Below are 13,959 nucleotides of genomic sequence, written 5' to 3' on the forward strand. Positions count from 1 at the left end.
TCTACGCCCCCGAGGGGGGCGCGCCCGCCCCGGTCGCGCTGAGCGTCGCCGCTCCCTCCCCCCAGCCCTCCCTCCCCCCCCCCCCCCCCGGCGTCCGGGGCGACCGGCGTCAGGAGCGCTTCTGCTTCTTGAGCGCCTTCTCGCTGACCGGCGCGGTGCCGTCGGCCCGCTGCTGCGCGTAGTACGCGCGCGCCTCGTCCTGCCGCTCCGCCTCGATGCCCGACGCGATGACCGCCCGCAGGTGCTCCTGCCCGTAGCCCCACGCGTCCACCAGGTCGACGGCGTGCGGGCGCAGGCGGTCGAGCAGGCGGTCGACGTACGACGTGACCGTGCGCGCGCGCTGCGCGGACAGGCGCCCGTTGATCAGGTACCACGCCAGGTTGCGCTCGATGAGCGTGAGGCCGAAGACGTCGCGCACCCAGGTCATCACGCGGCGGGTGCCCGGGTCCTCGATCTGCTCGAGCGCGTCGGTGAACGCCGACCAGCGCAGCAGGTCGGCGTGCGCGCGGGCGGCCTCGACGAGCTGCACCTGGTTCTCGTCGAAGATCTTGGCCGCCGTCGCCGGGTCGGCCTTCTGCGCCGGGCGCAGCCCCATCGCGACGTCCTCGACCAGCGTCGCGACGCGGTCGGCGAGCAGCTCGCGCTGCGTCTCCGCGTCGCGCAGGTGGCCGGCGGCGCGGCGCGGGTCGCCGGCGTCCGCGAGCGCCTGCCCCGCCCGGCGCAGACCGGTGCGGTGCAGCGCGGCGTCCGCGGCGCGGTCGACGACGAACCGCGCGATGCCGGCGGGGGTCGACGTGGCGCCCTTGAGCTCCTTGGCGTAGTCGCCCACGAGGCGCTTGGCCACGAGCTGCAGCAGCACCGTGTTGTCGCCCTCGAACGTGGCGTACACGTCCATGTCGTGGTGCAGGCTCGTGATGCGGTTCTCGGTGATGAAGCCCGCGCCGCCGCAGGCCACGCGGGCCTCCTGCAGGGTCTCGAGCACGAACGTGGTCGACGTCGCCTTGAGCGCCGCCGCCATCGTCTCGAGGTCCTCGCGGTTCTCCGGGGTGTCCTTCTCCCCGGAGAAGACGTCGTCGAACAGGTCGAGCAGGCGGTCGTGCGCGAAGTGCGTCGCGTACGTCTCGGCGATGCGCGGGAACAGGCGGCGGCGGTGCGTCGCGTAGTCCAGCAGCACCGTCTCCTCGATGGGCGACGCCGACGTGAACTGGCGGCGCTCGGCGCCGTACTTCACGGCGATGGCGAGGCCGAGCTTGGAGGCCGTCGACGCGGCGCCGTCCAGGGACACGCGGCCCTGCACGAGCGAGCCGAGCATGGTGAAGAAGCGGCGACCCGGGCTGTCGATCGACGACGAGTACGTGCCGTCCTCCGCGACCGCCCCGTAGCGGGCCAGCAGGTCCGCGCGCGGGATGCGCACCTGGTCGAAGGCGAGGCGACCGTTGTCGACGCCGCGCAGGCCGCCCTTGAGGCCGTCGTCGTGCCCGCTGATCCCGGGCAGGAACTCCATCGTCTCCGGGTCGCGCACGGGCACGTAGAAGCAGTGCACCCCGTGGTTGACGCCGTTCGTGATCAGCTGCGCGAAGACGGTCGCCGCCGTGGCGTGCACGGCCGCGTTGCCCAGGAACTCCTTCCACGCCGCGCGGAACGGCGTGTGGATGACGAACTCCTGCGTCTCGGGGTCGTAGGTGGCCGTCGTGGCCACCGACGCGACGTCCGAGCCGTGCCCGATCTCCGTCATCGCGAACGCACCCGGCACCGACAGGTCCATCGCGCCAGGGAGCAGGCGGTCCTGCTGCTCGGGCGTGCCCAGGTGCAGGATCGCCGACCCGAACAGGCCCCACTGGACCCCCGCCTTGATCTGCAGCGACGGGTCGGCCACGGCGAGCTCCTCGAAGCCCGCGAGGTTCGCGCCCGGGGAGTCCGCCCCGCCGAGGCGCGTCGGGTAGCCCAGCCACACCTGGTGCCGCTCGTCGGTGGCGAGCAGCTTCATCTGCTCGAGCACGCGCTCGCGGTGCTCGGCCATGGACAGCGACTCGTCCTTCCAGAACGTCGGGTCGGTCGCGCGCTCGCGGGCGTAGCGACGCCACTCGGGCCAGCGACCGAGCAGCTGCTCGGACAGGCCGGCGACGTCGACGCGCGGGGTCGCCTTGGGGGCGGGTGCGGCCTGCGTCGTCGCGGGACGGTCGGACGTCGTGGTCATCGGTTCTCCTGCGGGTGTGCGGGGTTGGAGGTCGGGAAGGTCGGGGGAGGCGTCGCGCCCTCGTGGTGGAGGACGCCGACGGGGCCGGTCCACAGCCAGAGCGTCACCTGCTCGGTGAGCTCCTCCCGGGTGAGGCGTCCGGGGCCCTCGTGGCCGAGCCACCACTCGCCGGCGCCGCGGACGAAGCCGACGGCTCCTGCGGCCCACGCGGCCGCGAGGGCGGGTGCCACCTGGACGGCGCGGGCGAAGGGCTCGGCCACCAGCTCGATGACGGAGTCGAGGTACGCGCCGAGCGCCTCGACCTGCCCGGTCCCGGCGGCTCCCGGCGCGGGCTCGTTGCCGCCGATGGCGGTGCGCGTCACGAACCAGTAGACGTTGGGCGAGTGCTCGATCATCTCGAGGTAGACGCGGACCATCGCGCGCAGCGCGGCGTGCGGGCTCGGCGCCGCCTCGGCGGCCTCCCGGAGGGCGTCGTGCATCGTCGCGACGACGTGCGCGGACACGGCGAGGCGCAGCCCCGCCTTGTCGTCGAAGTACCGGTAGACGATCGACTTCGAGGTGCCCGCCTCGGACGCGATCTCGTCCATCGAGACCCCGGGCCCGCCGCGGTGCACCGCCTTGCGTGCGGCGTTGACGAGCTGCGCCCGCCGCGCGGCACGATGGTCGTCCCAGCGCGTCGAGCGACCGTCGAGGGCCGATCGAGAATCCTGGTTCGAGCGGGCGTCGAGCTGCTCCGCGGCCGTCATCGGCCGCACCTTGTGACTCGTCTCACGAGACTGAGAGTATCAGGTACTGTGAGTCCTACCTGACCGACGGAGTGAAGGATCTATCCCTGTGGCTACACGCAAGCCGTCCGGCACCTCCCGGACGTCGTCCTCGAACGCCTCACGCGCCGACGCGTCGTCCGCGACCCGGGAAGCGAGCTCGTCCGCCCCGCGTGACGCCGTGATCGTGGGCGGCAACCGCATCCCGTTCTCACGGGCCGGCAAGAAGTACGCCGACGCCTCCAACCAGGAGATGTTCACCGCCGCCCTCGAGGGCCTCGTCGCCCGCTACGGGCTCCAGGGCGAGCGCATCGGCGAGGTCGTGGGCGGCGCCGTCCTCAAGCACTCCCGCGACTTCAACCTCATCCGCGAGTCGGTGCTCGGCTCCTCGCTCTCCCCGCAGACGCCCGCCTTCGACCTGCAGCAGGCGTGCGCCACCGGGCTCGAGGCCGCCATCACCGTGGCGAACAAGATCCGACTCGGCCAGATCGAGTCCGGCATCGCCGGCGGCTCCGACACCATCTCCGACGCCCCCGTCGCCGTGAGCGAGGGGCTGCGCCGCGCGCTGCTCGACGCCTCGCACGCCAAGACGCTGCAGGCCCGCCTCAAGGCGTTCTCGAAGGTCCGCCCGTCCGACCTCAAGCCGCTCACCCCGGCCACGGACGAGCCCCGCACCGGGCTGTCGATGGGCGAGCACCAGGCGATCACCACCGCGCGCTGGGGCATCTCCCGCGCCGCGCAGGACGAGATCGCGCTCGCCAGCCACCAGCACCTCGCCGCCGCCTGGGACGCCGGGTTCTTCGACGACCTCGTCACGCCGTTCCGCGGCCTGACCCGCGACGACAACCTGCGCGCGGACACCTCGCTGGAGAAGCTCGCGAAGCTCAAGCCGGTCTTCGGACGCGGCCTCGCCGAGCCCGCCGAGCCGACCATGACGGCGGGCAACTCCACCCCGCTGACCGACGGCGCGTCCACCGTGCTGCTGTCGTCCGCCGCGTGGGCCGCGGAGCGCGACCTGCCCGTCCTCGCGCGGCTCGTCGACGCGGAGACCGCGGCGGTCGACTTCGTGCACGGCCACGACGGCCTCCTCATGGCGCCCGTGCACGCGGTGCCGCGCCTGCTGGCCCGCAACGGCCTCACCCTCGGCGACTTCGACTTCTTCGAGATCCACGAGGCGTTCGCGTCGACCGTCCTCACGACGCTCGCCGCCTGGGAGGACGCCGACTACTGCAAGGCGGAGCTCGGGCTCGACGAGCCGCTCGGGAGCGTCGACCGCGACAAGCTCAACGTGAACGGCTCCTCCCTCGCCGCGGGCCACCCGTTCGCGGCCACCGGCGGGCGCATCCTCGCCACGGCGGCGAAGCTGGTGGCGGCGAAGGCCGCCGAGACCGGCAAGCCCGCCCGCGCCCTCATCTCCATCTGCGCCGCGGGCGGCCTCGGGGCCACCGCCGTCGTCGAGTCCGTCTGAGAGGAACCCGTGACCGACTCCTACACCAAGGCCGTCAACTCCGGCTTCACCAAGACGCTCGCGAAGAAGCTGGGCCTGCCGCGCCCCGCGATCCTCCGCCGCTTCCGCGCGGGCGACCCGCTCACCGTCGGGCCGGTGCTCGTCGTCTCGGACGACGCCTCCACCGGCGACGCGGACACGATCGCCCAGGAGCTGCTCGGCTGGGGGCTCGACGTGCGCCGCCAGCCCACCGACGACGCGCGCTGGGGCGCCGTCGTGCTCGTCCTCACGCAGGTCGCGCGGCCGACCGACGCCTCCCCCGCGGTGCTCGCCGTCGGGTCGGTGCTGCGCCGGCTCGCCACCAACGGCCGCGTGGTGACCGTCTCGCGCGCGGCCGCGGACGGCGACGCCCCGGCCCTGGCCGCGGCCCGCAACGGCGTCGACGGCTTCCTGCGCTCGCTGGCCAAGGAGCTGCGCGCGGGCGCCACCGGCAACGGGATCGTGCTCACCGACGGCGCCGCCGTCGACGGCACCTCCGTGCTCGCCACGCTGCGGTTCTTCCTGTCCGCCCGCTCCGCGTACGTGGACGGCCAGCTCCTTCCGGTCGGACCGGCCGACGCCGACGCCCCCGCCGACTGGGACCGACCCCTGGCCGGGAAGGTCGCCGTCGTCACCGGCGCAGCCCGCGGCATCGGCGCGGCGATCGCGAAGACCCTCGCGCGCGACGGCGCGACCGTCGTCTGCGTGGACGTCCCCGCCGCCGGCGAGGGACTGGCCCGCACCGCCAACGCGGTGGGCGGCACCGCCCTCCAGCTCGACGTGACGAGCGACGACGCGGGCCGCCGCATCCTGGAGCACGCGCGCACCCGGCACGGCGGGCTCGACGTCGTCGTGCACAACGCGGGCATCCTGCGCGACAAGCTCCTGGCCAACATGAAGCCCGCCCAGTGGGACGCCGTCATCGCCGTGAACCTCGAGGCCCAGCTGCGGATCAACGACCAGCTGCTCGGGCTCGACGGCGGCGAGGGCGTCGACGGGCTGCGCATCGTCTCGCTCGCGTCGACCTCCGGAATCGCCGGCAACAAGGGCCAGACCAACTACGGCTACTCGAAGGCCGGCGTCATCGGGCACACCCGTGCCACGGCGCCGCTGGTGGCCGCGCGCGGCGGCACCGCGAACGCCGTCGCACCCGGCTTCATCGAGACCGACATGACGTCGTCGATCCCGTTCGCCACCCGCGAGGTGGCCCGCCGGCTCAACTCGCTGCAGCAGGGCGGCCAGCCGGTCGACGTCGCCGAGGCGATCGTCTTCCTCGCCTCGCCCGCGTCCGCCGGGGTCAACGGCCAGGTGCTGCGCGTGTGCGGCCAGAACCTGGTGGGGCGGTGACGGCCGCCGCGCCGGCCACCAGCGCCGGGGAGCCGCTGCGCGTCGAGACGCTGCCGACCCTCCCCGGGCTCGGCGGGCTGTACGCGCGCGGCGCCGCCACGTCCGGCCGCATCGCCGCGGGCCGGGCGATGCCGGGGCTGCCCGTCATCGGGCAGGGCAGGTCCGGCGAGGGGGACGGCGAGGAGCCGCCCCTGACGCTGCCCGGCGTCGCCTACCGCGTCACCGGCGTGCCGACGGCGGACCTCGCCCACCACCTGCACGACTACCAGCGGCTGCTGCACGAGCCGGTCACCGACGTGCTGCCCGCGGGCTACCTGCACGTGCTCGCGTTCCCGCTGGCGACGGCGGTCATGGTGCGCGGCGACTTCCCGCTGCCGCTGCTCGGCATGGTGCACCTCGCGAACGACGTCGTCGTGCGCGGTCCCGTGGTGCTCGGCGACGTGCTCGAGGTGCGGGCGTGGGCCGAGAACCTGCGCCCGCACAAGCGCGGCGTCCAGGTGGACCTCGTCGCCGAGGTGCGCCGGCAGGACGAGACGGCCGGCGCGCCCGTGTGGCGCGGCGTGTCGACCTACCTCGCCAAGGGGTTCCACCTGCCGTGGACCGCGGAGGCGGACGCCTCCGACGCCGCGACGGACGAGCCCGAGGACGGCGAGGAGCGCGCGCCCGCCGGCACGTGGACGCCCCCGCTGCCGACCGGCCGCTGGGCGCTCGGGCCGGGCACCGGCCGCGCGTACGGCGCGGTCTCCGGCGACCGGAACCCGATCCACCTGTCGGCCCTGTCCGCCAAGGCGTTCGGGTTCCCCCGCGCCATCGCGCACGGCATGTACACCGCGGCCCGCGCGCTGGCCGACGTCGGGAACGCCCGCGGAGACGCGTACCGGTGGACGGTCGAGTTCGCCTCGCCGGTGCTGCTGCCGGGCACCGTCGACGTCGCCGTGACGCCAGAGCCCGGGACCCCCGGCTTCGCGTACGTCGGCTGGAACGGCGGCCGCGGCCGCCAGCACTTCCGCGGCACCGTCACCCCGCTCTGACCGGGCTCCGCCCGCCTGCCGAACAGGCAGTTGACACCGTTATCGCACCCGAGAGCGCGCGATAACGGTGTCAACTGCCTGTTCGGCGGCGGAGGCGTGCGGCAGGATCGGCGCATGGCGACTCTCGGCTGCATCCTCGCGCCCTACGGCAACCCGCCCTCGCGGTTCGTCCCGTTCGCCCGCACCGCCGAGGCGGCCGGCCTCGACGAGGTGTGGCTGTGGGAGGACTGCTTCCTCGAGTCCGGCCCGAGCGCCGCCGCCGCGATGCTGGCCGCCACGGAGCGGCTCTCCGTGGGGATCGGTGTCATGCCGCTGCCGCTGCGGAACGTGGCCCTCACCGCGATGGAGACCGCGACCATCGACGGGATGTTCCCGGGCCGCTTCGTGCCGGGCGTCGGGCACGGGGTACAGGACTGGATGGGGCAGGTCGGGGCGCGCGTGGGCTCGCCGCTGACGCTGATGCGCGAGCAGGTCGGCGCCCTGCGGGCCCTGCTCGCCGGCCAGAAGGTGACCGCCTCCGGCCGTTACGTCACGCTCGACGGCGTCGCCCTCGACTGGCCGCCCGCCGTCGCGCCCCTCGTGGTCGCGGCGGCGAAGGGGCCCAAGACGCTGCGACTGGTGGGCGAGGTCGCCCAGGGCGTCGTCATCGACGGCGACACGGGCGTCGCCGGGGCCCGTCAGGCGGTCGCGCTGGTGGACGAGGGGCGCGCCGCTGCCGGCCTGCCGCCGGTCGCGGAGTCCACGCCCGACGGCGAGCACCCGTTCCGCACGGTCGCCTTCGCGCAGGTGGCCACCGGCCCCGGCGCGGCCGACCGGCTGCGCCGCTCCCTGGCCCGCTGGGACGTCGACGCCGGGTCCGACGACGTCCTCGAAGACCACGCCACCTGGGGCTCCGCCGAGGAGGTCGCGGACGGCCTGCGCCGCTTCGTCGACCTCGGCGTCACGACCGTCGTCGCGCAGCCGACCCTCGACGAGCCCGACCTGGACGGCTTCGCCGCGTTCCTCGGCGAGGAGGTCGCGCCGCTGCTGCGGTAGGCGTCAGCCCGCGGTGCGCGCGATCGTGCGGGTCCAGCGCCGCTCGAAGACGACCCCGTCGCCGTCGCGCGCGACCACCTCGTTCTCGGTGACGAACACGTGCTCGTCGCAGGTGATCTCCGACCGGGTGACGACGCTCGCGTCCCAGCCGTCCGCCATGCCCGCAGGCAGCGGGGCGCCGGGAGCGCGCCGCAGCCGCACGGTCCAGTCCGAGCGGGTCCGGGCGCTCGTGGCGTCGGGGCCGATCCAGTACCGCTCCAGCGCGTCCTCGGTGAACTCGAGGCCGTCCGGGTAGGTGCGGGTGCCGCCGTAGCGCGGGTCCACCTCGAGCAGCCACGATCCCTCGGCGACGTCGCGGACCACGCGACGCTCGGGGCGGGCCGCGTCCGCGTCCCCGAAGACCACGCCCAGCGGCGGCGCCTGCTCCGGCTCCTCGAACACCACGGGCGGGTGGGCGGCCGCGCGGTCGTGCACCGGCAGCTCGACGGCGCCGTCGCCGACCGCGACGGCCAGGACCGCGCCGCCCGGCTGCGGCCACACCCACGGCCAGTACGCGGACGACAGCGCGAGCCGCAGGCGGTGGCCCGGCGCGAGCGCGTACCCGGTGCCGGTCAGCTCGAACGACACCTCCTCGGTGGCGCCCGGGGTCCACGGCACCGCGCGGTCGCGCCCCCGCCGCGCCGAGAGGTTGAGGACGCCGCGCGTGATCAGCGTCGACGCGCCGTCCGGGCCGACGTCGCACAGCCGCGCCACGACCTGCCCCTTCGACCCGGAGCAGGTCAGACGCAGGCGGATCCGGGCGCGGCCGAGGATCTCCAGCGGCTCGGCGAGGGGCGCGGAGTCGAAGCAGAGGGAGCGGCCGTCCTCCTCGCGCTGGTCGGGCGGCAGGTCGGCGTCGTTGCCGAACGGGAAGAACCGGCCGGCGTCCACACCCGTGTGCGAGGGCGAGGCCACGAGCCACGACGTCGGCACCGGGTGGCCGCCCGCGAGCGCCTCCACCGTCGGGGCCGCGGTGCGCAATGCCGCGGCGGGCACGTCGTCGTCCCGCCCGGCGGCGGCCAGCGGCAGCTCGCGCACGGCCACGTGCGGGGACGGCCACGACGGCTCGCCCACCCAGCGGCCGGGCAGCTCGTCGTAGACGGTGGCGGGCGGCACGGACTCGCTGACCCACGCGCGCAGCGGCGGGTCGTCGAGCACGCCCCGGTCGGCGCCCTTGAGCCAGTGGTCCCACCAGCGCAGCGTCTCCTGCAGGAAGCCGATGGCGGGGCCCGGCGGCAGGCCGCGGTCCGGGTACTGGTGCGACCACGGGCCGAGGATGCCGCGCACCGGGGCGCGCAGGGCGCCGTCCTGCCCCGCCGCGGCCAGCCGCAGCACGGTGTCGCGGTACGGGTCGTTCCATCCGCCGACGGCGAGGACCGCCGCCGAGATCGTGGAGTAGTCCTCGATGACGCTGCCGTGGCGCCAGTAGTCGTCGCGCGTCTGGTGGGCGAGCCACGTGTGCACGAACGGCTCGGTGTGCTCCAGCCGGTCGAGCCACTGCGCGCGCCAGCCCTCCCCCACGTACGCCGGGTCCGGGGGCCGCGAGCAGAACGCGAGCATCGTGGCCGCCCACGCGTGCATGTCGACCGCGAGCACGGAGCCGCCCGTGTAGTGCACGTCGTTGTCGTACCGGTCGTCGGTGGAGCACACCGTGACGATGGCCTTGAGCGGCTCGGGGGCGAGCGCCGCGATCTGGAGCGAGTTGAAGCCGCCCCACGAGATGCCGAACATCCCCACGGACCCGTCGCACCACTCCTGCGCGGCCAGCCACTCCACCACGGCCACGCCGTCCGCCAGCTCCGTCGGCGAGTACTCGTCGTCCTGGTGCCCGTCGCTGTTGCCGCTGCCGCGGATGTCGACCCGCACCGACGCGTACCCGTGGCCGGCGTAGTACGGGTGGCGCTGGGCGTCGCGGGGCGCCGTCCAGTCCGACAGCCGGTACGGCAGGTACTCGAGGATCGCGGGGACCGGCGTCGGGTCCACCGGCCGCCAGACGCGCGCGGCGAGGCGGGTGCCGTCGGCCAGAGGGATCCACAGGTCCTCGACGCGGGTCTCGTACGGCAGGTCGGTGACGTATCGCATGGGTGCCTCCGGCGGGTGCGCTCAGTGGACGGGGGGCTCGGTGGACGGGGTGCCTCAGTGGACGGGGTGCCTCAGTGGACGGGGTGCATGGTGCGCTTCATCCACGGCGACAGCGCGAAGACGACGATCGCCACGGCCACGGGCACGGCGCCGTTCACGGCGAAGTACACGCCATCGGGCACCTCGCCGTAGAACCGGACCGTCTGCGCCTGGATGCCGTTGGCCAGCGCGATCGACAGGAACCACACCGCCATCGACTGGCTGGAGAACGCGGCGGGGGCGAGCTTCGTCGTGGCCGACAGGCCGGTGGTCTGCAGCAGCACGTCGCCGAGTCCGAGCAGCGTCAGGGAGACCAGCAGCCACCAGACGGCGATGCGCCAGTCGCCCGACTGCCCGCTCACCGCCGGGACGAGCACCAGGTAGGACAGGCCGCCCAGCAGCGCGCCGAACGCCACCTTCTTGGACGCGTGCGGCTGCCGCGGCCCCAGCCACGTCCACAGCGCGGCGACCAGCGGCGCGACGAGCACCTCCGCGGCCCCGAGGTAGGAGCTGAACCAGGCCGACGGGACGTCCCAGCCGAAGATGGTGCGCTGCACGTGGTCCTCGGCCAGCAGGATGAGCACCGAGTACGCCTGGAACAGCACGAAGTTGAACGCGACCGACGCGAGCCAGAGCACGAGGAACGGGCGCAGGCGGCCGCGCTCGGCGCCCGTGACGCGCGGGCTGCGGAACATCACCGTGAAGTAGACGACCGGCGCGACCATCGCGATCACGGTGAGGGCGTCCACGACCCCGTCCACGTCCAGCCGGCCGAGCAGCGCCAGCACCACGAGCACGACCACCACGAGGGCGCCCGCGCCGACGAGGATCCAGCGCGTCCGCCGGGCGGCGTCGGGCGGCAGCGGCGCCTCCGCCCCACGCCCGTACCCCGGGATGCGCCGGCGCCCGACGACGTACTGGATCAGCCCCGCCGTCATGCCGATCGCGGCGGCGGAGAAGCCCCAGTGCCACCCGACCTCCGCACCCAGCCACCCCGTGATCAGCGGGCCGACGAAAGCACCCACGTTGATGCCCATGTAGTAGAGGGCGAACCCGGCGTCGCGGCGGTCGTCGTCGGTGGAGTACAGCTTGCCCACCAGCGTCGACACGTTCGGCTTGAGCAGCCCCGTGCCGAGGCTGATGAGGACCAGGCCGGCCCACGTCGACGCCTCGGCCGGGATCGCCATCGTGTAGTGGCCGGCGGCGATGAGGATGCCGCCCCACAGCACGCTGCGGTACGAGCCGAGCACGCGGTCGGCCACCCAGCCGCCGCCCACCGACACGAGGTAGACCATCGTGCCGTAGCCCGCCGCGATCGACGCCGCGTTGCCGGGGTCCATCGCCAGGCCGTCGTCGGCCACCGACGCGGTGAAGTACAGCACGAGGATCGCTTGCATCCCGAGGAACGAGAACCGCTCCCAGACCTCGAGGCTGAACAGGGTGGCGAGGCCGCGCGGGTGGCCGAAGAAGCCCCGCTCGTCCCGGCTCGCACGTTCGGGCTCCGGCGTGGCGACGGGCGCGTCCTCGGTGGTCACAGGCTCTCCAGGGCTCGGGAACGGGGCGCGGCGCGAGCCGACGACGTACGCCCGGTCCGGACCGGCCGTCGACCCTACCCGCTCTCCCCCCTGCCAGGGTCCCACCGCCCACCGTCCGCGACGCGCTGAACGGCCGCGGAGGTCGTCGCGAGCCCCGGGTCAGGGCTGCGGAGCCCCCAGCCGCTCGAGCAGCCCGGCGCGCACGGCGGGCCACTCGTCGTCGACGATCGAGAAGTAGGCGGTGTCCCCCACCGAGCCGTCGGCGGCGACCCGGTGCTTGCGCAGCACACCCTCGGGCTTCGCGCCGAGCCGCTGGATCGCCGCGCACGAGCGCGCGTTGCGGGAGTCGGCGCGCAGCGCCACCCGGCGCAGCCCCCACTCCTCGAAGGCGTGACCCAGCAGGAGCAGCTTGCAGGCCGGGTTCGTCGTGCCGCCCCACCAGCCGCGCCCGTAGAACGTGGCGCCGATCTCGACGCGACCCTCGGCCCGGTCGTAGAAGCGGGTGGACCCGCGGACGGCGCCGTCGTCGCCCACGACGGCGAACGCGGTCGTGCCCGGGGTCGTGACACCCGAGACGATCCACGCCTCGAGGTCCGCGACGGTCGCGGGGACGGGCGACGTCATGCCGAACCACAGGTCGGCGTCGACGAGGGCGAACAGCGCGGCCGCGTGCTGCGGCCCGAGGGGTTCGAGGCGCACGCCGTGGCCGGCGAGGACGAGGTCGTGGGTCACGGCCCCATCTTCGCCGACCAGGCAATTGATGCCGGAACACGTCCAAGATCGGCGCGATACCGGTGCCAACCGCCTGTTCGGCGGCCTGGGAGGGCTGGTCCGTGGGTAGCGTGCGGAGCATGGACGCCCTGCACGAGATGACCGCCGCCCGGCTGCGCGACCTGCTGCGCGCGGGAGAGCTCACCCCGACCGAGGTGGCCGACCACTTCCTGGCGCGGATCGAGCGGGCCGACCCCGGACTGGGGGCGTTCGTCTCGGTGACGCCGGACGCCGCGCGCGAGCGGGCCGCCCGGCTCGAGCGCGACGGCGCGCACGGCCGCGCCACCCTGTGGGGCCTGCCCGGCGCGGACAAGGACCTGTGGATGCGCGCCGGCGTGCCCACCGGGTTCGGCTCGCGCGCCTTCGCTGGGGCCGACGCGGTCGTACCGCCCGTGAGCGACGAGATCGTGGAGGTCCTCGACGCGGCGGGCATGGTCAGCCTGGGCCGCACGACCGCGCCCGAGCTCGGCTTCCCCGCGTACACGGAGCCGCTCGCCGGGCCCGTCGCGCGCAACCCGTGGGACCCGTCCCTCGGCGCCGGCGGGTCGAGCGGAGGCGCCGCGGTGGCGGTCGCGGCGGGGCTGCTGCCCTGCGCGGCAGGGTCGGACGGCGGCGGCTCGGTGCGCATCCCCGCGGCCGCGTGCGGCGTCGTCGGGCTCAAGCCCAGCCGCGGCCTGGTGCCGGCCGGGTCCGGGCAGGAGTCGCTCGGCGGGCTCGTGGTGAACGGCCCCCTCGCGCGCACGACCGAGGACACCGCGCTGCTGCTCGAGGGCATGCTCACCTGGACGCCCGACGGCCGCGTCGCGCACCCGCTGACGCTGCGGGCGCCGTCCGCCCGCGCCGGCGACTACCTGGCCGCGGCGCGCCGGGGCGAGGTGGCGGGCGGGGGCGGCGAGGACGTGCGCGGGCGGTTCCGCGTGGCCGTGACGACCGACTCGGCGTGGGACGACTTCTACGCGATCACGACGTCCGACGCCGCGCGGGCCGGGCTCGACGCGGGCGTCGCCGCGCTCGCCGGCCTCGGGCACGAGATCGACGGCCTGGCGCTCGAGCCGGACCCGACGTACGGCCCCGCCTTCCGCACCCTGTGGATGGTGGGCGCCTCGGCCGTGCCCCTCGACGACCCCGAGCGCCTCGACCGGCTGGAGCCGCTCACCCGCTGGCTGATCGGCCGCGGCCGCGAGGTGCCCGCGCGGCAGCTCGCGGAGGCGCTGCGCGCGCTCACCGCGTTCGAGCGCCGCCTCGTCGCGCAGGTGTCCCGGTTCGACGCCGTCGTCACCCCGGCGCTCGCGCTGACGCCGCGGCCGATCGGCTGGTTCGACGCCGAGGACCCGGAGCGCAACTTCGAGCAGCAGTGCCAGTACACGCCGTGGACGTCGATGCTCAACGTGGCGGGGCTGCCCGCGATCACCGTGCCGACGCACTGGACCGACGACGGCCTGCCGATGGGTGTGCAGCTGATCGGCCGCCCCGGCGGGGAGCCGACGCTCCTCGCGCTCGCCGCCCAGCTCGAGGACCGCCTGCGCTGGTCGGAGCGGCGCCCGCCGGCCTGGTGACCCGTCGCGGCCCCGGGCGGTCGTTGTGGGGGGGGGGGGGGGGCCCCCTCTCCTGCCAGAGAAGGGAAAACCCCCCC

10 protein-coding genes are annotated in these 13,959 nt (G+C 75.0%); 5 read left to right on the top strand and 5 right to left on the bottom strand.

Annotation, left to right across the window (positions count from 1 at the left end):
• Positions 1–109: 109 nt before the first annotated feature.
• Both ACWF41_RS07045 and ACWF41_RS07050 read right to left on the bottom strand, forming a co-directional pair.
• Positions 110–2,197, bottom strand: a complete 2,088-nt coding sequence (locus ACWF41_RS07045; RefSeq protein WP_380326040.1) for an acyl-CoA dehydrogenase family protein — start codon at positions 2,195–2,197, stop codon at positions 110–112.
• Entirely contained in the window at positions 2,194–2,943 is a 750-nt protein-coding gene (locus tag ACWF41_RS07050) for a TetR/AcrR family transcriptional regulator (protein ID WP_380326043.1), read from the bottom strand. The genes ACWF41_RS07045 and ACWF41_RS07050 overlap by 4 nt, the downstream gene beginning before the upstream one ends.
• Before the next feature lie 199 nt (positions 2,944–3,142).
• Between ACWF41_RS07050 and ACWF41_RS07055 the strand changes: the two genes are divergently transcribed.
• The 4 genes from ACWF41_RS07055 (at position 3,143) to ACWF41_RS07070 (ending at position 7,860) form a co-directional block, all read left to right on the top strand.
• Positions 3,143–4,429: an acetyl-CoA C-acetyltransferase gene (locus tag ACWF41_RS07055; protein ID WP_380326052.1), complete on the top strand. Its 1,287-nt coding sequence runs from the start codon at positions 3,143–3,145 to the stop codon at positions 4,427–4,429.
• Between the two features lie 9 nt (positions 4,430–4,438).
• Complete coding sequence (locus ACWF41_RS07060; protein WP_380326046.1) at positions 4,439–5,794, top strand: 3-oxoacyl-ACP reductase; 1,356 nt, start codon at positions 4,439–4,441, stop codon at positions 5,792–5,794.
• Positions 5,791–6,825, top strand: coding sequence for a MaoC family dehydratase (locus ACWF41_RS07065; protein WP_380326049.1), 1,035 nt, complete (start codon positions 5,791–5,793; stop codon positions 6,823–6,825). Before ACWF41_RS07060 ends, ACWF41_RS07065 begins: the two co-directional genes overlap by 4 nt.
• Before the next feature lie 114 nt (positions 6,826–6,939).
• Positions 6,940–7,860, top strand: coding sequence for an LLM class flavin-dependent oxidoreductase (locus tag ACWF41_RS07070; protein WP_380326007.1), 921 nt, complete (start codon positions 6,940–6,942; stop codon positions 7,858–7,860).
• Positions 7,861–7,863: 3 nt separating this feature from the next.
• Here the strand turns inward: ACWF41_RS07070 and ACWF41_RS07075 are convergent, their stop codons facing one another.
• The 3 genes from ACWF41_RS07075 to ACWF41_RS07085 form a co-directional block, all read right to left on the bottom strand.
• Positions 7,864–9,981 (bottom strand): CocE/NonD family hydrolase, encoded by a 2,118-nt coding sequence (locus ACWF41_RS07075; protein WP_380326004.1) that lies wholly within the window; start codon positions 9,979–9,981, stop codon positions 7,864–7,866.
• 71 nt (positions 9,982–10,052) lie between these two features.
• Entirely contained in the window at positions 10,053–11,555 is a 1,503-nt protein-coding gene (locus ACWF41_RS07080; protein ID WP_380326001.1) for a peptide MFS transporter, read from the bottom strand.
• A 159-nt stretch (positions 11,556–11,714) separates the two neighbouring features.
• Positions 11,715–12,287: a GNAT family N-acetyltransferase gene (locus ACWF41_RS07085; RefSeq protein WP_380325998.1), complete on the bottom strand. Its 573-nt coding sequence runs from the start codon at positions 12,285–12,287 to the stop codon at positions 11,715–11,717.
• 119 nt (positions 12,288–12,406) lie between these two features.
• Between ACWF41_RS07085 and ACWF41_RS07090 the strand changes: the two genes are divergently transcribed.
• Entirely contained in the window at positions 12,407–13,882 is a 1,476-nt protein-coding gene (locus ACWF41_RS07090; RefSeq protein ID WP_380325995.1) for an amidase, read from the top strand.
• Positions 13,883–13,959: the final 77 nt, after the last annotated feature.

This window comes from Isoptericola sp. NPDC055063, assembly GCF_053608125.1.